General features: G+C 63.4%; 25 protein-coding genes, 1 tRNA gene and 2 pseudogenes. 10 read left to right on the top strand and 18 right to left on the bottom strand.

Features of this window, described 5'->3' with window-relative positions; all coding sequences use genetic code 11:
* Positions 1–6: 6 nt before the first annotated feature.
* The 3 genes from dapB to NKH17_RS15895 all read left to right on the top strand — a co-directional run bounded on the left by dapB (position 7) and on the right by NKH17_RS15895 (position 1668).
* Positions 7–831: a 4-hydroxy-tetrahydrodipicolinate reductase gene (gene dapB / locus NKH17_RS15905; protein WP_352477091.1), complete on the top strand. Its 825-nt coding sequence runs from the start codon at positions 7–9 to the stop codon at positions 829–831.
* 58 nt (positions 832–889) lie between these two features.
* A complete protein-coding gene (locus NKH17_RS15900; protein ID WP_254817988.1) occupies positions 890–1510 on the top strand; it encodes a 2,3-bisphosphoglycerate-dependent phosphoglycerate mutase in 621 nt (206 codons plus the stop codon).
* A gap of 73 nt (positions 1511–1583) precedes the next feature.
* Positions 1584–1668, top strand: a tRNA-Leu gene (locus NKH17_RS15895).
* Between the two features lie 110 nt (positions 1669–1778).
* On the opposite strand, the pseudogene NKH17_RS15890 reads toward NKH17_RS15895, so the two are convergent.
* The 6 genes and pseudogenes from NKH17_RS15890 to NKH17_RS15865 form a co-directional block, all read right to left on the bottom strand.
* Positions 1779–2039: pseudogene (locus NKH17_RS15890) on the bottom strand (DUF4087 domain-containing protein); the annotation flags it as partial.
* A 70-nt stretch (positions 2040–2109) separates the two neighbouring features.
* Entirely contained in the window at positions 2110–2517 is a 408-nt protein-coding gene (locus NKH17_RS15885; protein WP_352900246.1) for a lysozyme inhibitor LprI family protein, read from the bottom strand.
* Positions 2514–2750: a hypothetical protein gene (locus NKH17_RS15880; RefSeq protein ID WP_352802289.1), complete on the bottom strand. Its 237-nt coding sequence runs from the start codon at positions 2748–2750 to the stop codon at positions 2514–2516. Before NKH17_RS15880 ends, NKH17_RS15885 begins: the two co-directional genes overlap by 4 nt.
* Positions 2747–3112 (bottom strand): hypothetical protein, encoded by a 366-nt coding sequence (locus tag NKH17_RS15875; RefSeq protein ID WP_352802288.1) that lies wholly within the window; start codon positions 3110–3112, stop codon positions 2747–2749. The genes NKH17_RS15880 and NKH17_RS15875 overlap by 4 nt, the downstream gene beginning before the upstream one ends.
* A 101-nt stretch (positions 3113–3213) precedes the next feature.
* Entirely contained in the window at positions 3214–3603 is a 390-nt protein-coding gene (locus NKH17_RS15870) for a hypothetical protein (RefSeq protein WP_352971357.1), read from the bottom strand.
* Positions 3604–4388: 785 nt separating this feature from the next.
* Positions 4389–6386 carry a transcriptional regulator gene (locus tag NKH17_RS15865; protein WP_352900262.1) on the bottom strand — a complete coding sequence of 666 codons (1998 nt, stop codon included), beginning with the start codon at positions 6384–6386 and terminating at the stop codon, positions 4389–4391.
* Between the two features lie 247 nt (positions 6387–6633).
* Between NKH17_RS15865 and NKH17_RS15860 the strand changes: the two genes are divergently transcribed.
* Both NKH17_RS15860 and NKH17_RS15855 read left to right on the top strand, forming a co-directional pair.
* Positions 6634–7719 (top strand): PLP-dependent cysteine synthase family protein, encoded by a 1086-nt coding sequence (locus NKH17_RS15860; RefSeq protein ID WP_352900250.1) that lies wholly within the window; start codon positions 6634–6636, stop codon positions 7717–7719.
* A 25-nt stretch (positions 7720–7744) separates the two neighbouring features.
* Positions 7745–9107, top strand: a pseudogene (locus tag NKH17_RS15855) (pyridoxal phosphate-dependent decarboxylase family protein).
* A gap of 49 nt (positions 9108–9156) precedes the next feature.
* Here NKH17_RS15855 and NKH17_RS15850 read toward each other — a convergent pair.
* The 4 genes from NKH17_RS15850 to NKH17_RS15835 all read right to left on the bottom strand — a co-directional run bounded on the left by NKH17_RS15850 (position 9157) and on the right by NKH17_RS15835 (position 14030).
* Positions 9157–10797 carry an ABC transporter substrate-binding protein gene (locus NKH17_RS15850; protein WP_352802281.1) on the bottom strand — a complete coding sequence of 547 codons (1641 nt, stop codon included), beginning with the start codon at positions 10795–10797 and terminating at the stop codon, positions 9157–9159.
* 212 nt (positions 10798–11009) lie between these two features.
* Positions 11010–12011, bottom strand: coding sequence for an alpha/beta hydrolase (locus NKH17_RS15845; RefSeq protein ID WP_352803002.1), 1002 nt, complete (start codon positions 12009–12011; stop codon positions 11010–11012).
* Positions 12012–12027: 16 nt separating this feature from the next.
* On the bottom strand, positions 12028–12705 hold the full coding sequence (locus NKH17_RS15840; protein WP_352802277.1) for an isochorismatase family protein: 678 nt from the start codon (positions 12703–12705) through the stop codon (positions 12028–12030).
* 20 nt (positions 12706–12725) lie between these two features.
* A complete protein-coding gene (locus tag NKH17_RS15835) occupies positions 12726–14030 on the bottom strand; it encodes a M24 family metallopeptidase (RefSeq protein WP_352476857.1) in 1305 nt (434 codons plus the stop codon).
* A 267-nt stretch (positions 14031–14297) separates the two neighbouring features.
* Between NKH17_RS15835 and NKH17_RS15830 the strand changes: the two genes are divergently transcribed.
* Positions 14298–14585 (top strand): GIY-YIG nuclease family protein, encoded by a 288-nt coding sequence (locus NKH17_RS15830; protein WP_352802275.1) that lies wholly within the window; start codon positions 14298–14300, stop codon positions 14583–14585.
* Positions 14586–14735: 150 nt separating this feature from the next.
* Here the strand turns inward: NKH17_RS15830 and NKH17_RS15825 are convergent, their stop codons facing one another.
* The 7 genes from NKH17_RS15825 to NKH17_RS15795 form a co-directional block, all read right to left on the bottom strand.
* Positions 14736–15713 (bottom strand): GlxA family transcriptional regulator, encoded by a 978-nt coding sequence (locus NKH17_RS15825; protein WP_352802273.1) that lies wholly within the window; start codon positions 15711–15713, stop codon positions 14736–14738.
* A gap of 325 nt (positions 15714–16038) precedes the next feature.
* Positions 16039–17220, bottom strand: coding sequence for a cystathionine gamma-synthase (locus tag NKH17_RS15820; protein ID WP_352802991.1), 1182 nt, complete (start codon positions 17218–17220; stop codon positions 16039–16041).
* Positions 17217–18641 (bottom strand): pyridoxal-phosphate dependent enzyme, encoded by a 1425-nt coding sequence (locus NKH17_RS15815; RefSeq protein ID WP_352802271.1) that lies wholly within the window; start codon positions 18639–18641, stop codon positions 17217–17219. Before NKH17_RS15815 ends, NKH17_RS15820 begins: the two co-directional genes overlap by 4 nt.
* Positions 18642–18960: 319 nt before the next feature.
* Complete coding sequence (locus NKH17_RS15810; protein ID WP_352701159.1) at positions 18961–19167, bottom strand: winged helix-turn-helix transcriptional regulator; 207 nt, start codon at positions 19165–19167, stop codon at positions 18961–18963.
* Positions 19168–19487: 320 nt separating this feature from the next.
* The gene (locus NKH17_RS15805; RefSeq protein WP_352802986.1) at positions 19488–20831 is read right to left on the bottom strand and encodes an FAD/NAD(P)-binding protein; all 1344 of its coding nucleotides are present in this window, start codon (positions 20829–20831) and stop codon (positions 19488–19490) included.
* A gap of 49 nt (positions 20832–20880) precedes the next feature.
* Entirely contained in the window at positions 20881–21333 is a 453-nt protein-coding gene (locus NKH17_RS15800) for an RrF2 family transcriptional regulator (RefSeq protein ID WP_352802269.1), read from the bottom strand.
* Positions 21334–21480: 147 nt separating this feature from the next.
* Positions 21481–21855, bottom strand: a complete 375-nt coding sequence (locus NKH17_RS15795) for a hypothetical protein (protein ID WP_352802983.1) — start codon at positions 21853–21855, stop codon at positions 21481–21483.
* A 162-nt stretch (positions 21856–22017) separates the two neighbouring features.
* Between NKH17_RS15795 and tauA the strand changes: the two genes are divergently transcribed.
* The 4 genes from tauA (at position 22018) to NKH17_RS15775 (ending at position 24969) form a co-directional block, all read left to right on the top strand.
* Entirely contained in the window at positions 22018–23031 is a 1014-nt protein-coding gene (gene tauA / locus NKH17_RS15790) for a taurine ABC transporter substrate-binding protein (protein ID WP_254817967.1), read from the top strand.
* Positions 23032–23143: 112 nt separating this feature from the next.
* Positions 23144–23917 carry a taurine ABC transporter ATP-binding protein gene (locus NKH17_RS15785; RefSeq protein WP_352899153.1) on the top strand — a complete coding sequence of 258 codons (774 nt, stop codon included), beginning with the start codon at positions 23144–23146 and terminating at the stop codon, positions 23915–23917.
* Complete coding sequence (locus tag NKH17_RS15780) at positions 23914–24780, top strand: ABC transporter permease subunit (RefSeq protein ID WP_352899151.1); 867 nt, start codon at positions 23914–23916, stop codon at positions 24778–24780. The genes NKH17_RS15785 and NKH17_RS15780 overlap by 4 nt, the downstream gene beginning before the upstream one ends.
* Before the next feature lie 6 nt (positions 24781–24786).
* Positions 24787–24969 carry a hypothetical protein gene (locus NKH17_RS15775; RefSeq protein WP_352476808.1) on the top strand — a complete coding sequence of 61 codons (183 nt, stop codon included), beginning with the start codon at positions 24787–24789 and terminating at the stop codon, positions 24967–24969.
* Between the two features lie 58 nt (positions 24970–25027).
* On the opposite strand, the gene NKH17_RS15770 is transcribed toward NKH17_RS15775, so the two are convergent.
* Positions 25028–25213 carry a hypothetical protein gene (locus tag NKH17_RS15770; RefSeq protein ID WP_352898152.1) on the bottom strand — a complete coding sequence of 62 codons (186 nt, stop codon included), beginning with the start codon at positions 25211–25213 and terminating at the stop codon, positions 25028–25030.
* Positions 25214–25367 lie beyond the last annotated feature (154 nt).

Raw genomic sequence — 25367 nt, 5'->3', positions numbered from 1 at the left:
GTCAACATCAATGAAACGGGGGAAATGGGCCTGGTGGTGGTGGGCGCGGCCGGCCGCATGGGCCAGGCGCTGATCCGCGCCATCCACACGATACCGGGTGCCCGCGTCGCCGGCGCCATCGAGCGGGCCGGCTCGCCCCATATCGGCAAGGATGCCGGCGAGCTGGCCGGCGTCGGCAGGCTCGAGGTGGCAATCGGCGACGATCCGCTGCCGGCCTTCGCCAAGGCCGACGGCGTGCTCGATTTCACCACGCCGGCGGCGACCGTCGAATTCGCCGGCTACGCCGCGCAGGCGCGCATCGCCCATATCATCGGCACAACCGGCTGCTCGGCCGAAGACAATGCCAGGATCGCGGCGGCGGCACGGCACGCGACGATCGTCAAGTCAGGCAATATGAGCCTCGGCGTCAATCTGCTGGCAGTGCTGGTTGAGCAGGCGGCGCGCGCGCTCGACGCCGACGATTTCGACATCGAGATCCTGGAAATGCACCACCGGCACAAGGTCGATGCGCCGTCGGGCACGGCGCTGCTGCTCGGCGAAGCCGCCGCTGCCGGGCGCGGGGTAGCACTTGCCGGCAACGATGTTCGCGTGCGCGACGGCCATACCGGCGTGCGCAAGAGCGGCTCGATTGGTTTCGCCAGCTTGCGTGGCGGCTCGGTGGTCGGCGATCACAGTGTGGTGCTGGCCGGTACCGGCGAGCGCATCACGCTCGCCCACCACGCCGAAGACCGGGCAATCTTTGCCCGCGGCGCGGTCAAGGCAGCCCTGTGGGCGCGCGGCCGCAAGCCGGGCCTCTATTCGATGCGGGACGTGCTCGGCCTGACAAGCTGATCCACAGACTTGGCTGATCCACAAGATTAGCCGATTCACAAAATTTGAAGGAGCAAATATGTCGAGAACTCTCGTGCTCGTGCGCCACGGCCAGAGCGAATGGAACCTGAAGAACCTGTTTACCGGCTGGCGCGACGTCGACCTGACCGAACTGGGCCATGCCGAGGCCAAGGCGGCCGGCGCCAAGCTCAGGGCGCGCGGCATGAAATTCGACATCGCCTTCACGTCGTCGCTGATCCGGGCGCAGAAGACCTGCCAGCATATTCTCGACGCCGTTGGCCAGAGCGAGCTCGAGACCATCCGCGACCAGGCGCTGAACGAGCGCGACTATGGCGATCTCTCTGGCCTCAACAAGGATGATGCGCGCAAGAAATGGGGCGAGGAGCAGGTGCATATATGGCGCCGCTCCTACGACGTGGCGCCGCCCGGCGGTGAAAGCCTGAAAGACACCGGCGCGCGCGTCTGGCCCTATTACCTGCACGATCTGCAGCCGCATGTGCTGCGCGGCGGCACGGTGCTGGTGGCGGCGCACGGCAATTCGCTGCGCGCCCTGATCATGGCGCTGGACGGCAAATCGGGCGAGGAGATCGTCAAGCTCGAGCTCGGCACCGGCGTGCCGGTCATATACACGCTCAACGCCGATTCGACGGTGGCATCGAAGGAAGTGCTGGAAGGCTGAGGCGAAGAAGGAACGCGGCTTTCAAAAAAGCGCGTTGACACTCATCCCTCGCCCGCTTAATGAGCGCGCACCAGCCCAGATGGCGGAATTGGTAGACGCGCACGGTTCAGGTCCGTGTTCCGCAAGGAGTGGAGGTTCGAGTCCTCTTCTGGGCACCAAATTCCTGTTTCGAACTTTTGATAGGGTTCAGAAACCCCAAGAAAAGCCCGGTTTTGCCGGGCTTTTTTGTATCCAATAATTGTCGGCCCGGGCTAGGCAGCGATCTGTCGTTGCGACAGCGCATCAGCGGAAGGATTTCGCCCGAGATTGCTCTGGTGGTCTTTTGCCGTTTGGCGTTGGTCTCGACGGTCATGCACGCACATCCGTAGCCATGGCCCGAACCGGGCACATTGGTCTCGACGAATTGCCGCTTGTCAAAGGCCGGCACATTGTCGATGCCGCCACAGGCTCCCTTTGGACATCGCACAGTGGACCGTCGATGAAATCGCCGTTGAGCAAATTGTCCGCACTGCCCTTGCGCGCCTCGCATCCTTTCATACCCGGCGGCGACGCCACGCTCGTCGCCGGCGTCATCGTGATCAGATCAGCTGTGGCGTGTGTCAGTTCGCGGCCGGAACAGGGCAACTCATGTCGCCCTCCTGGCATTTCAGATAGCCTTCGAAATCTTTGGCACGGGATTGCGTAAGGCCGTCCATGCACTGCGCGATGAGCATTGGCATCATGCTTCCTCCGGCCGCTCCCGCGGTCTGGAAACTGCACTCCGCGTCGCGAAACTTGCCCCAATCGCGCTGTGCCTGAACAAGCAGCTTCTTGGTATCCGCATCGTCCTTCAGGCGAGCTTCGATCTGCTTGTAAAGCTCATTGAGCTTCTTGTCGGATTTCTGAAACTCGGCACCGAAGCACTGGTTCATGGTGGCCTGATCCTTGGCATCGGCGCACTTGTCCTTGGCGAAGGCGAAAGTCGGCATGGCCGGAACCACGGCAGCAATCAGTATTGCGGTTTTCATCGATTTCCCTTTCCGGTTGCAGTCAAGCTCTTAAGTTGCTCAGCCCCGCCCCATGTTCTCTTCAGCTGTCCGTCATTGCCACGGTCAGCCGTGCCCATGGCCTGATTATCTGGTTTTCGTTGGATCAGCTTTGTCTCCTTCGGAGACCGTGACGCGACTTCCGTCACGCCGGAATAGTTGTTCTCCTCATGCGCCAACGGCGTCGGCGGCAAATCTCCACCGATCACCATCATTCCGTAACTTGCTCGGCAAAACACTTTGCCAGATCTTGCGGCGCTCCGAGCTTCTTCGCCCAGGATACCAGTTCAGGTTTTTCCGACGGCTCGGCATAGCCGCCCCAGACGTCGCGGAACTGCTTTTTTCCATCGACCGTCTGGAAGAACATCACACCGTCGTCGCTCACCGGCGTGGAGACGTAAGCGGCGCTCCAGTTGCCGTTCTCCATGATCGTGATGAACTTCACCCGAGCGGGCTTGACCTTGTTGTTCAACGCCGAGGCGACGAGAGATGCATATTCCTGCTTGCGCGCCGTCGTCGCTTCGACCTTTATGCCGTCGCAGGCGCTACCCGCAGCGAAAGCGGATGTCAGCGTCATTCCCAGCCCCGTGAGGCCAACCATAACGATTTTGGCATGTCGCCGGACTAGGCCGCTGAATTCAGACATAATTGGCTTCCTCTTTTTCGCCCCGGAGTCCCTTATTCGGAATCGTCATCGCCCGACGAATTGTCATCGTCCGGTGTATCGACCTCGCAGCCGATGCCGCGGCAGCCTTGGTAGTTGCCTTGCGTATCGAAGTTCGGATTGCCCTCCTTGTCGTACTGCGGTCTGTCGTCGATGCTTTGATCCCCGTCATCAGGATCGTCGACTTTACATCCGAGCCCATGGCAGCCGATGTAACGGCCCCTGGTATCGAAGTTGGGATTGCCGTTCCTGTCGAACTGCGGCCGGTCATCAATCTTTCGGCCGCCTTTGTGGGACGGATCAACCAGGCAGCCCTTTCCGCGACAATCATCGTAATCGTCGGTGGTACAACCGGCGATCGCCATCACAGCAGTGGCCAAGGCCGCACAGATTACGAATTTCATGGTTCATTCCTCCGACTGGCTGGCGGACATCGTCGATGTCGGAAGACCGTTGCAGGCGGCGATCCCCGCCTTTGCCGCGGAGTCTGGCGCCAATCGGAGGAGGGCAAAGCTTCGCCGGCCATCGAACGAGAGCCAGGCTGTCGGCGACGCATTCGACGACTTAGCCGATGGTTGCCGCAATCTCTAACGTCGGAGGGAACGCTCCCGGCGGGGGCCGCCGCATTAGCGAATGTCAATATTCCTCTCCATGCTTAGTGCCCCGTCCGCCCAAGCATGTTTCAACAATCCGCTGACGCGGTTGTGCTTCCAAGAAATTGCATCCGAGTCCGCCTGTGACAAGGACAAATCCCAATATCGCAGGATTGAATTTGGCAGATGCTTAATATTTCGGAATCAGCACCGGTTATCTTAGCAGACGCTGAAACATGCATCTGCCGCAAGATTACGGAACATTCCATTAGCTTTGTTTCTCATTGATACAAGTATACTCCATAGCGTTGTGACTTTTCGCCTGCTCTACGAAAAAAACGCGACGAGACCGTTTCTTATAAGATCGCCCTAATCGCGATCTATCATGGTATTTTTTTTCGAACCCAGCCCAACCCGTTGCGAGGGCCAAAAGAAACGCCGCCCCTTTGCCGACTTTTCGTACTGGCCGTCGGGCCAAGCGACGGCAAACATTCTCAAGGTCAGCCTGACGATGCGCCTTGGCTGCGGACATGACGATGTTTCGTGGCGCCAGCCGCGATGAGCGGTTTAGAGAGCCGGACGAACCACGCCTTGTCTCACCCCAGCCCGATCCGCTTGGCGCCTTGCCGGAACAGCGCCTCGGCGTCCGGCTCGAAGCGAAAGGTGCCGATGAAATCGTCGGCGCAGTAGTTCGGCAGCATCTTGCGCAGCGCAGCGGCGAAACTTCGTGCCTCGCTCAGCCGCCCCGCCAGCGCAAGGCAATGCGCGGCAATCGCCAGGATGATGGCATGGGCGTTGGGACGGGCGGCTGCTTTCAGCGCCCATTCGGCGGCTTCATCGAACTGGCCAAGCCGGACATGCGACATCGCCCTGGCGCCCAACATGCCGAACAGCAGCGGATCGAAGGGACTCAGATGCCTGGAATGGTCGGACGAGCCGATCGCGGCCTGCGGGTCGCCGGACTGCGAATGGACGAACGACAGCGCATAGTGGCCGAGCGCGAAATTCGGGCTGAGGTCTACGGCGCGTTCGAGCTCGATGAGGGAGCCGTCCTGTTCGCCGCGCAGCCACAGCGCCCGCCCCATGGCCCAGTGAGCGGCCGGATTGTGATCGTCGACGAGCAGGCTCTGGCCGGCTGCCTCGAAGGCCAGGGCGCTTTCCTGGTCGCGGTCGCCCCAACGCTGGAAGGCATTTTGCCAATGGGTGAAGGAGAGGCCGGCATAGGCGCGGGCGAAGGTCGGATCGAGCTTCAAGGCCGTGTCGAAGAAATGCCGGGCCTGCTCGTTTTCCGTGCGGGTGAAGCGATACATGTGCCAGAGGCCGCGATGGTAGGCTTCCCAGGCGTTCAGCGAATTGGGCGCCTTCAGCATGGCGCGGTTGCGCTCGACGGTTTCGATCTCGGCCGAGATCGACGAGACGATGCTGTTGCCGATGTCGTCGAGCACGGTAAAGATGTCGTCCGGTCTGCGCTCGAACGTCTCGGCCCAGACGATCCTGGCCGTGCGCACCTCGACAAGTTCCACGCTGACCACGACGCGGGCTGCCTGGCTGCGTACCGTGCCGGTGGCGACATAGTCGACGTTGAGCCGGCGACCGGCGTCCTCCGGCGCAATGTTTTTTTCGGCAAGCGCAAACACCGAGCCGCGCGCGATGACGAAAAAGTCCCTGAGCTTGGCCAGGCGGGTGATGATGTCGTGGGTGAGGCCGTCGGCCAATCCACCGCGCGGGCCGCCGACAGCCGCCTCTTCGGCAAACGGCATCACGGCGAGCGAAGCCTTCTGCGATGCAGCAGTATCGGAACGGGGAGGCACAATTGACGCGTGGGGGGCCGCGGGTACGAGTGAAGGTCGCGCCCAGGGCGCTGCTGCAGGTCGTTCGCCGCGGATCGTCCGCCATGCCTCACGAACGGCTCCGAAATCCAGATCCTCTGAAGCAAACAGCCGCGCCGCGGAAGCGAGATGTTCCTCGCCCGCGCCAAACTGGCCGCGCTGCGCCAGCCTTTTCAGAAGAGCCACATGCGCGCGCCCGTCGAACGGAGCGAGTTCCAGCCATTTGTCCAGATGCGAGGACATTTCGTCGGCATCCGCCGGAAGCTTGTTGACGAGGTGTTCCAGGATTGCGGCGTGCCAGGAGCTGAAGCGGCGGCGCTGAGCGATCAGCCAACCGTTGAAATGCGGGCTGCGGTCGATCTCCAACCCATCGAGAAAATCGCCGGCGAACATTCCGGAAAGAGCCTGCAGCCGCTCCAGACCGAGCGTCTCAACGCCCTTGGCGGCGGTCGAGGCTATCTCGACAGCGTCGACGGAAGCACCTTTCAGATCAAGCGCGATCGTGTCGCCTGGTGTCTCGACCCTGCGATGGTGCGGTTCATCGAGGATGCCTCTAAGCTTGCTCAGGCACCAGCGAAGCTCGCCGCGCGGGTCGTTCGGCACATCCCACAAAAGCTCGCAGAGGCGGCTGCGGCCGACCGGATGCGGCGCCAGCGCCAGATAGGCGAGCAGCGCACGCAGCTTGCGCGATTTTGGGAGCTGGATGATGATGCCGTTGCGTGCGATCGTCAGCGGTCCGAGCAGACGCACGGAAAGACCGGCCATCTCGCCGCCGAGGCTCGATCGGGCGGATTCCACGTAAGTTTCCACGCCTGCTCCCACGCTGGCCAGTCGGCCTTTGTTTTATCACCAAACGTGACACGGTGCATCCGGCAGCGAATTCCCGCGCCGGATGCTGGCATTGCCGGGAGGCAGATGTAGCGCGGCAAGGTCTCGAAACCTCGCCGCCCAAGCCACCGGTCTGTAACCGGCCCGTGACGACAAGAGACAACGACAACGCGAGGAGATCGACATGTTGCATCAACAGAAAATCAGAACCACCACCGGGCGCGGCCGTCTGTTCGACAGCATTCTCGACACGGTCGGCGATACGCCGGTGATCCGCATCAATAATCTCGGACCGGACCATGCCACGATCTATGTGAAGGCCGAGTTCTTCAATCCCGCCGCCTCGGTAAAGGACAGGCTGGCACTCAACATCATCGAGGAGGGCGAGCGCAGCGGCGCCTTGAAGCCGGGCCAGACCGTGGTCGAGGCGACCAGCGGCAACACCGGCATCGGCCTTGCCATGGTTTGCGCCCAGAAGGGCTATCCGCTGGTGGTGACGATGGCCGACAGTTTTTCCATTGAACGCCGCAAGCTGATGCGCATGCTGGGCGCCAAGGTGGTGCTGACGCCGCGCGCCCAGAAGGGTTTCGGCATGTACACGAAGGCGGTGGAGCTGGCCGAGGCCAATGGCTGGTTCCTTGCCCGCCAGTTCGAGACCAAGGCCAATGCCGCCATTCACGAAGCGACCACGGCGCGCGAGATCATCAACGATTTCGCCGGCTCGCGGCTCGACTGTTTCGTCACCGGCTATGGCACGGGCGGCACCGTCGCCGGCGTCGGACGCGTGCTGCGCCGCGAGCGGCCGGAGACCCGGATCGTGCTCGCCGAACCGGCCAATGCGCAGCTTATCGGCAGCGGCAAGCCGCAGCAGCGCGGCGCCGGCGGCGCGCCTGCCGCCAGCCATCCAGCGTTCGAGCCGCATCCGATCCAGGGCTGGACGCCCGACTTCATTCCGGACGTGCTGCAGGAGGCGATCGACACAAGCCTCTACGACGAGGTGGTGCCGATTGCCGGGCCCGAGGGCATGAAATGGGCCAAGGCGCTGGCACAGAAGGAAGGGATTTTCACCGGCATCTCTGGCGGCGCGACCTTCGCGGTGGCGCGGCAGATCGCGGAAAAGGCGGTGCCCGGCTCGGTGATCCTGTGCATGCTTCCCGACACCGGCGAACGTTACATGACCACGCCGCTGTTCGACGGCATCGAAGCGGAGATGGACGCCGAGGAGACCGCGCTTTCGCAGTCGACACCCGGCTGCCAGTTTCCGGCGTGACGGCGGCACATCGGGAGCGGCCTGCATGGACACGAAACCTGGATTGGCCGTCACGGCCAGCGAGGAAACGCTTGACCCCTCGAACTGGGACGATGTGCAGGTCCTGTCGCATCGGATCGTCGACGATGCCGTCGCTTACCTGCGCGATGTCAGAGAGCGTCCGGTGTGGCAGGAGATGCCGGTCGATGTGAGGACCTTCTTCACATCGCCGCTGCCGCGTTCGCCGGCGCCGCTGGCAGAAATCTATGGCGACGTCACCAGGAGCCTGATGCCCTATCCGATGGGCAATATCCATCCGCGCTTCTGGTCCTGGTATATGGGTTCGAGCAATTTCACCGGCGCGCTCGGCGATTTCCTGGCGGCGATCCAGGGCTCCAACCTCGGCGGCGGCAATCATGCCGCCGCGCTGATGGACAACCAGGTCGTCGACTGGTGCAAGGAAATGATGGGCTTTCCGCAATCGGCCAGCGGCACACTGGTCTGCGGCGGCTCGATGGCCAACATCATCGGTCTGACCGTGGCGCGCAACGCCAAGGCCGGCATCGACATACGCGAGCACGGCGTTGCCGGCATCGACAAGCCACTGCGTTTCTACGGCTCCGACCAGCTTCACTCCTGCCATCGCAAGGCGATGGAGGCGCTCGGCCTCGGCAACCGGGCGCTGCGCCGCATCCCGAGCGATGCCGGGCTGCGGATCGACATCGCTGCGTTGCGGGCGGCGATCGCCGAGGACCGTGACGCCGGTTTCAAGCCGGCCTGCGTAATCGGTACGGCCGGCACGGTGAACACCGGCGCAATCGACGATCTGCAAGCGCTGGCCGACCTGGCGGCAAAAGAGGATCTGTGGTTTCACGTCGATGGCTGCATCGGCGCCTTGCTTGCGATTGCGCCGGACAATTCGCATCGCGTTGCCGGCATCGAGCACGCCCACTCAATCGCGCTCGATCCGCATAAATGGCTGCACGCGCCCTTCGAGGTCGGCTGCGCGCTTCCGGGCGCTGAAGGTGTGGATGGCGCTGAGAGAACATGGCATCGAAAAGTTCGGCCGGCTGATCGACCAGAACATCGCGCAAGGGCATTATCTCGGTCAGCTGATCGAGGCCGAACCGGCGCTCGAGCTGGTGGCGCCGGTGAACATTAACATCGTCTGCTTTCGTTATCGCGCCGATGGGTTGGACGCTGAGCGCCTGAAAGCGCTCAATACCGAGATCATGCTGAGGCTGCAGGAAGAAGGCATCGCCGCCATTTCCGACACGACGGTGCATGGCCAACATTGCCTCAGGGTCGCCATCAACAACCACCGTACCCGGCGCGACGATCTGGACCTGCTGGTGCGGGAAACGGTGCGCCTCGGGCGGGAGATTTCAAGGGCGGGCACCGCCGGGTGACGCTGGCTTCCGCTGCCTTGCGCGCCGGCCTTCCGTCGGGCGGCACGAGTCACGCCTCGAGCCAGACCTTCTCGAAATGCTGCTCGAGCGACTGGTGCTGCTCGCAGCCATGGACGCCCTTGCGGTAGGTGCGGTAGACCGAGCGCCAGTAGGGCTGGATGATGATGCCGGAATCGCGGAGATTCTGCTCGATCTTTGCCATGATCTCCTTGCGGGCGCCTGCATCGGGCATCGCCAGCGCCTTGTCGAGCAGGCTGTCGAATTCCGGATTGGCGTAGGCGCTCTCGTTCCAGGCGGCGCCCGATTTGTAGGCCAGCGCCAGCACCTGCACGCCCAGCGGCCGGCCGAGCCATTCGGTGCAGGAGAACGGATATTTGCTCCAGTCGTTCCAGAAGGTGGCGGCCGGCAGCACCGTGCGCTTGATCTTCAGCCCAGCCTCGCGCATCTGCGCTGCGATGGCGTCGCCGGTGGTCTTTTGCCAGTCGACGTCGACCGAAATGAGCTCGTATTCGTGATCGGCCTTGCCGGCCTCGGCGAGCAGGGCCTTGGCTTGATCGATGTTGCGCACGGCTGGGCCGATATCGGCATATTCGGGATGCATCGGCCCGACATGATGGTTCTCGGCCGGCTTGCCGCGGTTGTCCATGCCGATCTTCAGCACAGCGGCGTTGTCGACGGCGAGCTGGGCGGCGCGGCGCACCTTGATGTCGTCATAGGGCGGATTGGCGACATTGAAACGCGCGACGATCGTCGAGCCGGTGGCGATCTCGGAATTGCTCAGGCCCATCGAGTCGGTCTGCGCAACCGTGTCGGAGGCGGTTTCGTGGTCGGTGTCGATCTCGCCCGATTCGAAGGCCGACAGCATGGCGTTGGGGTCGGAGCCGTAGTCGACCCATTTGATGCCGTCGAGGTAGAATTCGCCCTTCCACCATGGCTTGTCCTTGCGGCGGACTTCGGCGCCGACCTCGGCGTCCCATGCCACGAGTTCGCACGGCCCGGTGGTGATCGCCAATGCCTTCAGCGGGTCGCCGTCGCCTTCATAGCTGCGGTGCATGATCAACGCCGGATAGTCGGCCATGCCGGCAATCAGCGAGATGTCGGGCTTGGGCAAATTGAGCCGCACGGTGAAGTCGTCGACGCGTTCGATGCCGCCGTCGACGGCTTTCTTGGTGTCCGCGTTGACCAGCGCGCCCATCCGCGCGGCGACAGAATTGCCGGCGACGGACGCATCGCACCAGCGCGTCAGATTGTGAATGACATCGTCGGCGTTGAAGGTGTCGCCATTCGACCAGTTGACGCCTTTGCGGACATGCAGCGTCAGCACGCGGGCATCGTCGCTGGTCTCCCAGCTCTCGAGCAGCCATGGCTCGAAGGTGAAGTCGCGGTTCCAGCGCACCAGATATTCGTTACACTGGCGGGCGACGTTGGACATCTCGACGCCGTCGAAGGTGCGCGGATCCTTCCAGCCCTTGACGTTCATGGCAACGCGCAAGACGCCGCCGCGCTTCGCCTCCTCGGCCCTGGCCGGTGACGGAGCAAGCCCGCCAAGCGCCAGCGCGCCGGCAGCGCTGACACCAAACGCGGCCATGGTGGCGAGATATTCGCGCCGGTTCATCTGGCCCTTCTTGAAGCCGTCGGCGACGGGCGCGGCCTGCGGATGCAATTTCCGATCGGTCAGCATGAATTTCATCGTCGTTCCCTCTTTGTTGGGCGCCTCCGACCGACCGCGCCGCGGGGGTGGATGCGTTTCGCAGGGGCGCCTTACGTGAGGTGATGATAATGCTGGCCTGAGCGGGCAAGTGTTCGGGTTTCCGCAGTTGTTGTGCGCTGTTCCGCAGTGGGGAGCTTGAGGAGAGAGGATTTCTGCGCTTGCCTGGCCGGCATGAGAGCCGCACTCCGCCGTCACTCCGGCCACTTACCCCCGCCCAGCGCGGCTATAGCCGCGACGATGCGATCAAAGGCCTCGCTGGCGCGCGGCACGGTCTTGCGGGCGCGCAGGAAACTGTGCACGAGGCGCGGCTCCTCGCGCCACCATGCCTTACCGCCGGCGGCAAGGATGCGGTCGCGATAGGTCTGGCCGTCCGATGACAGCGGATCGCATTGCGCGGTGACGATGACCGTCGGCGGCAGGCCGGAGAAGTCGCTATCGTTAAGTGGCGAAAATGTCGGGTCGTCCGGCGACTGCCCCTTCGCTGCCCGGATATGGCGGTAGAATTCGACGTCCCGCAACGTCAGCAGCGGTGCCTCGGCGTGCTCGATATAGGAGCCGGTGCGCGCTTTGCCGTCCAGCTCTGGGCCGTCTAGCTCGTCACCGCCCAATTCGGGATAGATCAGCACCTGGCCGATCGCGCGGCGAGGATGGCGGCGCGTCGCCTGCGCCACTGCTGCGGCCAGGTTGCCGCCGGCGCTCTCGCCGCAGAGCACGATCGGCAGGCCGGTCGTCGCCGCAGCCCATTCGAACACCGCCAGCGCATCCTCGAAGGCCGCCGGATGCAGATGTTCAGGCGCCAGCCGGTAGTCGGCGGACAGAACCGCAAAGCCGGTGCCGGCGCAGATCTCGGCGCAGATGTCGTCATGGCTGTCGAGCCCGCCAAGCACGAAACCGCCGCCGTGATAATAGACGACCATCGCCTGCGGCGCCGTTCCCGCCATATGGTAACGCCGGACCGGGATCGCACGGTCGCCGACGCTGCTGTCGCTGGCCTTGACGCCGGGTGGATAGGGCTCGCGAAACGCCCGGCACATGGCATCATAGACCGCCCGCTGCCTGTCGATCGGCATGTAGACGATTTCGGGCGGATACCACTCGTTGACCCGATCGATATAGGCCCACAGCTCCGGATCGAGCAGCGTCAGGTATTTTCCGCGGTCTGTCGTTTCGGGTCGCTCGGCTTCGGTGACCATCGCGGCGCGATCCCGCTCAGAGCTCGGCGTAGAGCCGGGCGGCGTTTTCGTAGCTGAAACGCAGCGGCACCGAGCCCTCGACCTGCCAGGCATCGACCGTCTCGCCGGCCAGCAGCCGGCAGGCGGCCGCGGTGGTGGTGACGGCACCGCCATAGAGCCGGTTGGCGAGGTTGAGGATGGCCGTCTGGTGCATCGCCGTGCTGCCGCTGCCGCAAGCATCCTTGACCAGCAGCACGCGAAACCCGAGCGCCACCGCATCTTTGACGGTGGCATCGATGCAGGCCTCGGTCCAGACGCCGGCAACGACCAGCCATTCGATGCCGTCGGCCTTGAGCCGCCCGGCGGCAGGCCCTCCACCAAAGGCGCTGGCCTGCGTCTTGACCATCATCGTCTCGCCGGCTGCAGGCGCCACTTCCGGACAGATCGCCGTCAGCGGATCGTCCTTGTCGGAAAAGGCCGACTTGCCGTTGGTCTCGACCGGGTGGAACGGCCGTGCTGTGGCGACATCGACGACATAGGCCCAGTGATACAACGGCACATGATTGGCCCGTGCCGCTGCCTGCAGGCGCTGTACGTTGGCGAGGATATCGCCATAGCCTTCGACCAGATAGCGCTTGTCCCGCCGATGCTCCTCCTGGAGATCGATGAACACCGCCGCCGCCTTGCCGGACTTGATCGAGATCGGGCTTTTCATGCAAAACTGCCTGTCAGCACTCAAACTTGCCTGTCAAGGAACTCGTCCTCATAAGGGAACCGCGACAGAAGCTCGGTGCCGGTCTCGGTGATCAGGATCTCGTCCTCCAGCTTGACGCCCTCGCGACCGCCCTTCTCGCCGATATAGCTCTCGACGCTGACCACCATGCCGGGCACGATGACCCCGTCGCGGCCATAGGTCTCGTAGTCCATGGCATGCGCGATGAACGGCGTCTCGCCATGCATGCCGACGCCGTGCATGACCGAGGTGTAGCGCTGGTCGACGAAGCGGTCAGGAATTTTCCAGGCCTTTTCGGCAATCTCGCGAAACGCCATGCCCGGCTTGACGACCCCGATATTGTGCTGAACCTGGTCGTGCGCCATCTTGTAGAGCGACTTCTGGTAATCCGTCGGCCTGCCCGGGCCGCAGCGGAAGGTGCGCGAGAAGTCCGAATAATAGCCGTAGCAGCCGATCGTGTCGGTATCGAGCGCCAAGAGCTCGCCCGGCCTGATCTTGCGGCCGCTCGCTTCGTTGAACCAAGGATTGGTGCGCTGGCCCGAGGTCAGCAAACGGGTTTCGATGAACTCGCCGCCTTGGCGGATCACCTCGCCATACATGATGGCGAACAGCTCGTTTTCGGAAACGCCGGGCTTGATCGCCTCGCGCACGGCATAGACGGCGGCCTCGGCGCCGGCCATCGACACCTGCAGGCATTTTACTTCCTCGGGTGTCTTGACCGCACGCACCGCCAAAATCTCGCCCTGGCAATCGCGGACGTCGCAGCCGCGCTTTTCGAGCGCCAGCGCCTGCAGATGGCTGCAGCGGTCGAGGCCGAGCTTCATCGAGCCGCCGCCATGCGCCTTGAGCAAATCGGCGATCTCGTCGGCGAAGGGACCCGCGGTTTCGTCGTCGCGGCCCGACACTGAAGACCATACCAGCTTGGACGGACGCGCCTCGTCGATCGTGTCGAGCACCATCGAGACATGGTAGCTCTGCGGATATTCGAACAGCACGATCGGCCCTTCGGTGGGGATGAAGAAGTAGCGCGTCGAGTTGCGCAGGAAATAGCCGAACATGTTGCGCGAACCGGTGGCGTAACGCTGGTTGTAGGGGTCGAACAGGACGACGCCGCCATAGCCGGCCTCGCGCATCCAGGCACGCAGCCTGGCAAGGCGCCCCTTGCGCAGCGCGTCGGCGTCGATGAAGGACGGCTCGGTATCGGACAGCCACATGCCGCCGGCCGGATCGGCCGCCGCCGGATGGCGCATGCGGTCCTTGAAGTCGACGTCCTCGGTGCTGTCGGGGTCAAAAACGACAATGCTCATGGGTGCCTCCTGGAAGCGGCGACGATGAGCCATGCGTTGCGCAGAGGCTGTGCGGAATCCCGCAGGTGTTGTGCCGGATGCCGCTAGGCGGCAGCCCCCTTCAATTACCTCGGCGATTGACTGTGAGCCCGAACGTTTTCGTCATCCTAGGGCGGAGCAAGGAGCGAAGCGACGCAGCGCAGACCCTAGGATCCATGCCGTGACATTGGTCGTAGAATGCGGCGGAATGGCGCTTGTGCGCGCATCGATGCTCGCTACCCTGAAACCATGACGGGCTACGTTTACATGACCGCAAGCCAGAAGCGCGGCACGATCTATATCGGAGTTACGAATGATCTCGGCCGCCGCATGCCGGAGCACAAATCCGGCGAGGGCTCGCGGTTCACCAGCCGCTACGGTGTGCAGCGTCTGGTCTGGTATGAGGAACATTTCGACATTGTCGACGCCATCCAGCGCGAGAAGTCGCTGAAGCGCTGGCCACGCCGATGGAAGATCGAGCTGATCGAGAAGACCAATCCGGAATGGTTCGAGCTTTTTCGCGGGACGGGGTGGTAGCATTCGGTTCTGGTCCGCAGGAGCACTGCCGCGAGGTAACGGCATGGATCCCAGGGTCTGCGCCGCGTCGCTTCGCTCCTTGCTCCGCCTTGGGATGACGAACGGAGGGGTGTTCGGCCAATCTCCGACGTTTGCGGCTTGCAGAAGCCCCTAATGCCTGCGCATCACCTTCGGCGCATGCCCATGCTCTTCCCTGAAGGCGCGGGCAAAGCTCGACATTGAGGCAAAGCCGCAGGCGAGCGCCACGTCGCGCACCATCAGCGTCGAATGCGCCAAAAGATCGGCGGCACGCTTCAGCCGCAGCCGGCGGTAGTAGCCGTTGGGCGAAATGCTGAGCTCGGAGCGAAAATTGCGTTCGAGCTTGTCGGAGGAGACGCCAAGCCTATTCGCCAGCTCCGCCATGCCGAGCCGTTCCTCCACCGCATCCTCCATGATGGCGATGGCCGACAGCACCAGTTCGTTCTGCACGCCGGTGCGTAAGCGCAGCGGCATCAGCTTGCGGTCGACGCTGGAGCGCAGCGGGCTGTGCACGAACCATTCGGCGACGCCGGCCGACAGCTCGGCGCCATAATCGCGGGTGATGATCTCCAGCATCATGTCGAGGCTGCCGACACCGCCGGCCGAGGTGAAGCGCTTGCGGTCGATGACGTAGAGATCGCGCCTGAGCTCGATGTCGGGAAAGGCCTCGGTGAAGGCCGCCTGGCTGGTCCAGTGCAAGGTGCAGGCATGGCCGTCGAGCAGGCCCGCGCGGGCAAGGAAGAACGCCGCATCCGCCACAGCACCGATATGGGCGCCACCGCGCAGGCTCTTGCGGATCCAGCTCACGGCATCGTATGCGACGAGATGATCGGCATCGCCGCCCGAGCAGACGACGATGCGATCGACCTTCGGCGCGTCATGGGCGGAAAAACCGGGCTGGATGACGACGCCGTTCGAGGCCTCCACCGGGCCTTCGGCGGCGCCGACGATGATCCAGCGATAGCAGTCCCGCTTGGCCAGCACGTTGGCGGCGCGCAACGGCTCGATGACCGAACTGAACGCCATCATCGGAAAGCCGGGGAAGACCAGGATAGCGAATGTGAGCGGGGTATCGCTTGCCGTCCGTTGGTTGCGTTGTCGGTTGTTCATAGCTTCCGGAGCCAGGCAGCAAGGTGGATCAGGAAGCTACAATTCTGCCAGATGGCGCCAAGGTCAACGGAATAGAGTGTAAGACACATGGATGGATGCAGAACAAGCGCCGCTCGTTGGCGATCCTTCACGCCCCCTCTGTCCTGCCGGACATCTCCCCCACAAGTGGGGAGATCGGCAGCTTCGCCGTCACGTCCGTGTTTCAGCGTTGGAGGTTGGCGAAAGCGCAAGATGACGGCCAATCTCCCCCCTCGTGGCTGAGATGCCCGGTAGGGCAGAGGGGGCATTGTCCCGCCGACGTCTCGCAAGGTTCTTGTTGCCGGGCTCAACTCGCCAGCGCCTGATCCAGATCCGCAATCAGATCATCACCATCCTCGATCCCGGCCGATAAGCGCACCAGCGAATCGGATATCCCGATCGCGGCGCGTTTTTTCGCCGGGATCGAGCCGTGCGTCATCAGCGCCGGGTGCTCGATCAGGCTTTCGACGCCGCCGAGGCTTTCGGCCAGCGTGAACAGTTGCGTGTGTTCGAGGAAGCGCTTGGTGCCGGCGAGGTCGCGGTCGAGCTCGACCGTGATCATGCCGCCGAAGGCGTGCATCTGCCGCCTGGCGATGGCGTGCTGCGGATGGCTGGGCAGGCCGGGATAGATGACACGACGGATGTCGGGGCGGCTTTCCAGCCAGTGCGCGATCTTCTGGCCGTTGGACGAATGGCGCTCCATCCTGAGCGCCAGCGTCTTCAAGCCGCGCAGCGCCAGGAAACTGTCGAACGGCCCGGAAATGGCACCGATGGCGTTCTGCAGGAATTTCAGCCGGTCGGCGAGATCCTTGTTGTCGCCGACCACGGCGACCCCGCCGACCATGTCGGAATGGCCATTGAGGTATTTGGTAGTCGAATGCACTGATATGTCGATGCCGAGCTCCAGCGGCCGCTGCAGATAGGGGCTGCAGAAGGTGTTGTCGGCGACCGAAAGCACGCCTTTGCGCCTGGCCAGTGCTGCGACCGCTTCCAGATCGACGACACGCAGCAGCGGATTGGTCGGCGTCTCGACCCAGAGCATTTTGGTCTCGGGGCGAATCGCGGCTTCGACCGCGGCAAGATCGGTGAAGTCGACGAAGTCGACCTGCAAATTGGCCGAGCGCTTGCGCACCCGCTCGAGCAATCGGAACGTGCCGCCATAAATGTCGTCGGTGGCGACGATATGCGCGCCTGAATCGAGCAGTTCAAACACCGTGGCGATCGCCGCCAGCCCCGAAGCGAAGGCGAAGGCGGCTGTGCCGCTTTCGAGGTCGGCCACAGCGCGCTCGAAAGCAAAGCGGGTCGGGTTCTGGCTGCGGGCATACTCAAAGCCCTTGTGCACGCCCGGGCTCTGCTGGCCATAGGTCGAGGTGGCGTAGATCGGTACCATCACCGCGCCCGTCGTCGGGTCGTGGCTCTGGCCGCCATGGATGGTGCGGGTCGAGAAGGCGAGGCGGTTCTTGCCCGATACAGTGGCTTTTATGGTCATCGGGCGCGCCTCAGATGGTTGATCAGGTCGATGCGGGTTATCAGGCCAATGAACTCGTCGCCGTCGAAGACGATGGCGACCTCGTTGCGGTCGAACACCGGCAGCAGCGCGTCCAGCGTCTGGCTGGCCTGCAGCGTGTGCAGATTGGTGGTCATCGCCGTCCTAACCGGAGCCTTGAAGCGGTCCCAGCGGCTGTCATAGGGGCCTTCGACCTTGGCCAGGATATCGCTTTCGTCGATGATGCCGACGAGCTTGCCCTCGTCCAGCACCGGCAGTTGCGAGACATCCGAGCGGCGCATGCGGCCATAGGCGTTGAGCAGGCTTTCGTCGGGGCCGACGGACACGACATCGCCGGTGCGGAGCGTGCGCATCACCAGGTCGCGCAGGTCGCCATGCTGCTCCTGCTCGGCAAGGCCCTGCTCAGCCAGCCAGAAATCGTCGAAGACTTTCGACAGGTACTTGTTGCCGCTGTCGCAGACGAAGGTGACGACGCGCTTCGGCACGGTCTGCTCGCGGCAATAGCGGAGTGCTGCCGAAAGCAGCGTGCCCGACGACGAGCCGGCGAGAATGCCTTCCTTCGAAAGCAGGTCGCGCACCGCAAGCATGCTCTGCTTGTCGGGGATGGAATAGGCCTTCCTGACCAGCGACAGATCGGCATTGGGCGGCACGAAATCCTCGCCGATGCCTTCGACGGTCCAGCTTCCGGCCTCTACCATCTTGCCGGTCTTGATCAGCGGCGCCAGCACCGAGCCGACCGGATCGGCGAGCACCATTTCGGTCTTCGGCGAGACTTTCGCAAAATAGCGGCCGAGCCCGGTCAGCGTGCCGCCGGAGCCGACGCCGACGACCACCGCATCGACATCGCCTTCGAGCTGCTGAAATATCTCCGGCCCGGTCGTGGTCTCGTGGGCATGCGGATTGGCCGGGTTGGCAAACTGGTTGGCATAGAAGGCGCCGGGCAGCTCGGCGGCGATCTTTTCGGCCATGTCCTGATAATATTCGGCATGGCCCTTGCCGACATCGGAACGCGTCATGCGCACTTCAGCGCCGAGCGCCCGCAGATGCTGGATCTTTTCGCGCGACATCTTGTCAGGCACGACAAGGATGATGTGGTAGCCCTTGGGGATGCCGACCTGGGCGAGACCAAGACCGGTGTTGCCGGCGGTCGCCTCGACGATCGTCCCGCCGCGTTTCAGTTTGCCCTGTTTTTCGGCGGCGGCAATCATCGACAGCGCGATGCGGTCCTTGATCGAGCCGCCGGGATTCTGGCTTTCGAGCTTGATGAACAGCCGGCACTTGCCGATGTCGAATTTGGTCAGCTCGACGATCGGCGTCTGCCCGATCAGGTCGAGAACCGAGGCATAGGGCGGGCGCAGGCGGGACGACGCATCGTCCTGTGCCACGATCTTGTGCTTGCTCATATCAGATGCTCCGTTGCCAGAATGAGCAACCGCCCTGGAAGACGGCAACCTACCGTCTTTTCCAGCCGTTTGCAGTTGGAAAGAAGATAGATCGTGCCAATCCGGCCGCCAGCAGGGGAATGGAATTTCGCGAAAGCTTCGCCGGCTCCAGGCAAGGCAAAAGATTTGCAGAACCTGCTTAGGGTTCAGGCGATCGCGGCCTGGGCTTCGATCTCGATCAGAAAATCCGGATTGCCGAGGCCGGCGACGCGCAGCACCTTGATGATCGGCGGCGCGCCACGGTTTGCCCAGAAGGCCATCCAGGCGCCGAAGGCCGGCCCTATGTCCAGGTCGCCGGCGATATAGACCGAGAGGCTGACGAGGTCTTCAGCATCTTGTCGGAAAGCGAAGGGATCAGCCGGCGCAGTTCGGAATAGCGCATCGGCTGTTCCTTGATGCGCGCCAGGATCACCGTCTTCCATTTGCCGCCGAGCGCGTCGAGCGCGAACTCGACCGGACAGCCGTAGAGTCTTCCGTGTTGGGTCATGCGCCATGGTAGGCAAGGCACAGTGACGACGAAAGCAGAATTTGCCCGGCCATCTGGCCAGGGTCGGGGCTTATGGCCTCGCCGACTACAAAATCCATGGAGGAGACCTAAGACGAGCGTGCGCGACACCAATCCGGTCAATGCAAGACGGCCGAAACGTGGCGTAATCGCTTAGCTGTCTCGACCACCACGGGCTTGGCTCTGGTGGAGCGAGCTCCCGCACCCTTGGTTCGCCTTCAGCGAACGCGGTTATGCCGTCGAGATCTTTTCACCCGACGGCGGCGGTCTTGCATCCGAATTGCGTCAAGACAAAGGGAGCCTCATCCGAGCAAGCGCTTGCTCAGCCGCGCGCACTGCACACGAATATCGGGAATGGCGTCGATCTCGAAGAAGGTGCCGCGCGTCAGTGGCCCGACGGCGAGGATCTTGGCGGATACCGTGCCGTCGCCGGCGATGACCTCGCAGTTCGCGGTCACGTCGAGGCCGAGGCGCAGCGGATCCGGCCGTGCCAGCCCACGGTCGACCAGCGACCGTACCACGCTGTTCGAGGTGGTCGAGATGTCCCTGGCGATGCCTGTGCAATCATAGATGCGAGCAACGTCGAACCTTTCGAGCTGCTGCGTGTGGCGCGACTGGACCTGTACCCTGAAGCCGTCGCCGCCGGCGATCTCGACGACGCGCCCGGCGACAAGGCGGATGCGGCCCGCTTGCACCGCCTCGGCAACGCGAGCGTAGACTTCCGGCGCCATGCGATGGCGGTGGATGTCCCACCAGGCCTTGGTGTGCTCGACAAAGCGGCGCTTGGCCGAGGACGGCCAGTTCTGCCAGATCTTCTGGTTGAAGGGTCTCAGACCGTCGACGACGTCGCGCCAGTCGATGCCGGCCCTCTGGTTTTCCCGAATCAGGTCGCGGAACCAGCCGACGAAATAGGAAAGCTGGGTGCCGAGCGGAATATCGGCAACGTCGAGCTTGATCGGATTGCCCTTGCGATGCGGCGAAGGCAGCAGGCCGCGCCGCGACACCGCGACGATCTCGCCGCTGTGGCCGCGCTGCTCGAGCGACAGGAAGGCATCGACCATGCTCAAGCCGGTGCCCAGCACCAGGACTCGGGCTTCGGGGTCAAGCGCAGTGTCGGCCTCCGAGCCCATCCTGATCGCATGGCCTTGGGCCCCCGGCTCTTCGTCGTGGCCGGTGGCGAGCACGGCAAGATGCGCAACCACGCTGGTGCCGTTGGCCAGCGCCACTTCGACGCCGGACGCGGTCGGCGAGATCGACAGGCTCTCCTCGCGGATCAGGCGCAGCCGGCCCGTGTGCTGCTCACGCGCCTCGAGCTCGTCGAGCAGCTCCTTGAGATAGCGGGCATAGACGCTGCGCGGCGCGTAGACCGGCGCCTGCTCTGGCGTAGCCAGGCCGCGTCCGAGCAGCCAGCGCGAGAAATTGCCGGGATCGTCGGCATAGGCGCTCATGCCCGACGCGCTGACATTCAGCACATGCGCCGACAGCAGCGTTGAATAGGCCATGCCTTGCCCAAAATGCGGGCGTTTTTCGATCAGGCTGACGCGGAGATCGGGATTGGGCGACTTCAGCAGATGCGCCGCAAGCACGACGCCGCTGGCGCCGCCACCGACAATGATGATCGAATTTGGCGTAGCGCGCCCGGTCATACGCACACCAGCTGTGCTGGCGATCGTCGCCGGCTCAGGAGAGATTGGTTCAGGCCTGGATTTTCAACGCCGCCGAAAAGTCTTCGTCGCCGACGATGTCGCGCATTTCGGCGAGACTGCGCCGATCCAGCACCTCGGCGATGGCCTGCCGGACCTCCAGCATCAGGTGTCGGACTTGGCATGTCGCCTCGTTGCAATCTTCGCAGCGCTGATACTGGGTGCGGCTGGCGCAGGGAATGGGGGCAAGCGGTCCGTCGAGCACGCGCACGACGTGCCCGACCTTGATCTCGTCCGCCGGGCGCGCCAGCCGATAGCCGCCGTCCTTGCCCTTGCGGCTCTGGACGAACCCGGCATTGCGCAATTCGCCAAGAATGGCATCAAGGAACTTCTTCGGAATATTGTTTCCTGTGGCGATGTCGTTGACGAAGGCGAGCTGTCCAACCGGCAGGCGCGCCAGATGGACGAGCGCCTTGAGGCCGTATTTACCTTTTTTCGTGAGCATAACCCGAACGTTTCTCTGTCATGCGATGGCGCAAGGCCACCGGTTGCGAAACGCCTGGCGTGCCTCCCCGCCGCGTCCAAGCTGTCACTACAGATAAATTCTAGTGACATGATATACAAGCTCAGAAACGCTGATTTTGCTTCGTTTTCAAGCCGCAATGGCCATTTTGGTTGGGGCTTGTGCCCTTGCGAGCACAGGAGCCGCCGCGAATGGCACACCGGCAAACTGGCCGGCGGCAGGAATGTCCCGATCGGCTAGGATACCGACGGCAGCTTCTGCCCCTGAATTTGAAGGCCAAAGCATGCCGCGCACGGCAACAAGGAGGGTGGCGTCGCTCATCGTCCTCTCCAATCCTTCAATGTCGATAAGGATACTAGACTTAACCGCGAACACAGGGAACTTGTTGCCAATTTCTTGGCTACTCGCGGCATGGGTTTGCCGATGCAGGGCGAAAACGGGAAAATCCTTGTTGTGGGCATGGACGGCGTGGAAGGGGTTCCCGGGCAGGACGCTGGTTCTCACCCGGGCCATCACCCAGAAGCGTGCGAATGGGCAACTGCCCTAGCCAGACGACTTTTTCTAACAAGTCCGAGCCGATTGGAAGGATTTAACTCTACAAGAACGATAGAGTTAGGTGACTATTGAAACGCAATCCGGGTTTTTCTCGTTTCCAAGGAGCCTTTCATGTCCACCATTTCGCGACGTATCGTTCTCTTGTCCTCGGCGGCTCTGGCAGGTGCCGTCTTTCTCGGCCCAGCCGATGCGCAGGACCTCAAGATCACTATCGGCTACCAGACAGTCGTCGAACCCTCGAAGGTGCCGCAGGCCGACGGCGCCTATGAGAGCGCGACCAAGGCGGCAATCGACTGGCGGAAATTCGATTCCGGCGCCGACGTGATCGCCGCCATCGCTTCCGGTTCGGTAGACATCGGTTATGTCGGTTCGAGCCCGCTGGCGGCGGCGGCGAGCCGCGAGCTTCCCATCCAGACAATCTTCATTGTCGGGCTGATCGGCGAATCCGAGGCCCTTGTCGCCCGCAATGGCGCCGGCATCGAGAAGGCCGCCGACCTTGCCGGCAAGAAGGTGGCGGTGCCCTTCGTTTCGACGACGCATTACAGCCTGCTTGCCGCGCTGAAGCATGAGGGTGTCGACCCGAAGTCGGTCGATATTCTCAACCTGCGGCCACCGGAGATCGCGGCGGCATGGGCGCGCGGCGACATCGACGCCGCCTATGTCTGGGATCCGGCACTCGGCCAGATCAAGACGACGGGCAAGGTCGTGCTGGATTCCTCGCAGGTCGCAGCCTGGGGCGCGCCGACCTTCGACGCCTGGATCGTGCGCACCGACTTCGCCGAAAGGAACCCGGAAGCGGTGCGCGACTTCGTCAAAGTGACGGGCGCTGCCTATGCCGACTTCCTGGCCAAGCCGGATCAATGGTCGGTGTCCTCGCCGCAAGCGGCCAAGATCGCCAGGATCACCGGGGCCAAGCTCGAAGACGTGCCGCAACTGCTGAGAGGCTATGTCTTCCCGACGCTCGAGGAGCAGGCCTCGGACAAGTTCCTCGGTGGCGGCACGGTCAAGGCGGTCGAGGCGACATCGGCCTTCCTCAAGGAGCAGGGCAAGATTGATGCCGTCTTGCCGGATTATTCGAAATACGTGTCGTCGAAATATGTCGGCGAGGCGCTGGCCTCGAATTAGCGGCGGCTCAATACGCGCGTCCTCTCTTCCCTGACACGCGCGTTGCCTGCCCCGGAGCCGCTGACGAGGAACGGCTTCGGGGCTGGCAGGTTTACAATATCGGCGACCCCACATGACGCATCTCGTGCTCGACCAAGTCTCGGTTCATTATGACGGCCAGCCGGCGCCGGCCGTCGAACGCATGTCGCTTGACATCGCCAAGGATGACTTCGTTGTCCTGGTCGGCCGCTCCGGCTGCGGCAAGACCTCGCTGCTCAACGTCGCTGCGGGCCTGGTCCAGCCTGTGCGCGGCAGCGCCACGATAGGCGGCAGGCCGATCACGGCGCTAGGCTCGGACCGCGCCGTCGTGTTCCAGAACGACGCACTGTTTCCGTGGCTGACCGCGCGCGAAAATGTCGCCTTTGCTCTCAGGCTGCGTGGTGTCGGGGCTGCCGAACGGGGGCGGACTGCCGACGACCTTCTGGCGCTGGTGAAGCTCGACGGCGCCGGCGACAAGCGCATCTGGGAGCTTTCCGGCGGCATGCGCCAGCGCGTCGGCCTGGCCCGGGCGCTGGCAGCCGAGCCGCAATTCCTGCTGCTCGACGAACCGCTGGGCGCACTCGATGCGCTGACACGCGAACGCATGCAGACAACGCTGCTCGATCTGTGGACGGCAAGCCAGGTCGGCGTGCTGATGGTCACGCACGGCATCGACGAAGCGCTGGTGCTCGCCACCCGCATCATTGTGCTCGCTCCCGGCCCTGGCCGGGTGGTGCGGAGTTTCGAGGCCGGTTTCAGCCGGCGCTATGCAGCCGGCGAGGCCATTCGCAGCATCAAGGCCGATCCCGCCTTCGCCGCGGCGCGCGGCGAGCTGACCGACGCGATCTTCGAAGGGGAGGCAGCATGACCGTTACCTCCTATACCGAGCGGCCGCGGCGCTCCAAGGTCGACGACGGAGCCGACGCGCTGTCGGTGCCATGGTCGCGGCCGCGGCCGAGACGCAGCCGCGTTTCGGCCCGCGTGGTTAGCGCGATCACCATTCTGATGGTGCTGGCAGTGTGGACGGTATCGGCCCGCCTGCAATTGGTGCCGCCGGTTTTCCTGCCGTCGCCTGTGGCAGTCTGGAACAAATTTGTCGTCGTCGCCCGTGACGGCTTTGTCGACGCGACGCTGCTCCAGCATATCGCCGCCAGCCTGTGGCGCGTGTTTGCAGCGCTGATCGTCGCCATCGTCGTCGGCGTTCCCATCGGGCTGGCGATCGGCGTCAGCACGATCGGGCGTGGCCTCTTCGATCCGCTGCTCGAATTCCTGCGGCCGATCCCGCCGCTCGCCTATCTGCCGCTGATCATTATCTGGTTCGGCATTGGCGAGCCGTCCAAGATCCTGGTGATTGCCGTTGCCATGCTGGCACCGGTTGCGCTGTCGACGGCATCGGGTGTTCGCGGCGTCTCGCAGGAACGCATCAATGCAGCGCGCGCGCTTGGCGCCACGCAGCGCCAAGTGATCAGGCACGTCACCCTGCCCAGCGCGCTGCCCTCGATCCTGACCGGTCTGCGCATCGCGCTTGGCGCCGGTTGGTCGACGCTGGTCGCCGCCGAGCTGGTGGCCGCGACGCGCGGGCTCGGTTTCATGATCCAGTCCGCTGCCCAGTTCCTCGTCACCGACGTGGTGGTGATGGGCATACTGGTGATCGCGGCCATTGCCTTCGTGCTCGAATTCATCATCCGCAGGATCGAGCGGGTGCTCGTCCCGTGGGCAGGGCGGGAGTGACCGACAATGCCCCATTCCATCGCTGTATTGTTCGCGCATTTCGGCCATTGGCTCCGCCTGATCAAGGCCGGGGACAAACAGCCGCCTGACGGCGAACGCAAAACGCCGGTGCAACTGGACGCGGAGCGCAACCGCCTGCCGCCGCGCGACGAAAGTTTCTACTGGGGCTGGCAATACTGGTCGCGGTGACCCGGCCGCCACGGGTACGCTGTGGCGCTCTGGCGGGAGCCTGAGGATCGACGCCTGCTCAAACGCGCGAACGGTTCGCCCAGGCCAGGCCGGCCAAGCCGACCAGCGCGGTGACGATGCCGACATAGAGCCATTGCGACTGGCCGGTCATGAAGCTGCCGCCGATAACGCCGATGCCTTGCAACGTCCACAGCACGCCGATGGTGAGCACAATCAAGGCCAGCAGATTTTTGATCAATCTCATCGCTAGAACTCCGTTCCAAGTCGATCATAAACCGCGTTCCGGCCGGAATGAAACAGCGAGAAGACGCTGCTCGATTACACCAACTTCTACTTGGATGCTAATCTCTGATCTTGTGCAAGACGCCCGGAGATCGGCGCAGACATCATCAAAGAAG

This window comes from Mesorhizobium sp. M1334 (assembly GCF_040317995.1).
Taxonomy (GTDB): Bacteria; Pseudomonadota; Alphaproteobacteria; order Rhizobiales; family Rhizobiaceae; genus Mesorhizobium.
This window is presented reverse-complemented; position numbering and strand designations above follow the sequence as displayed.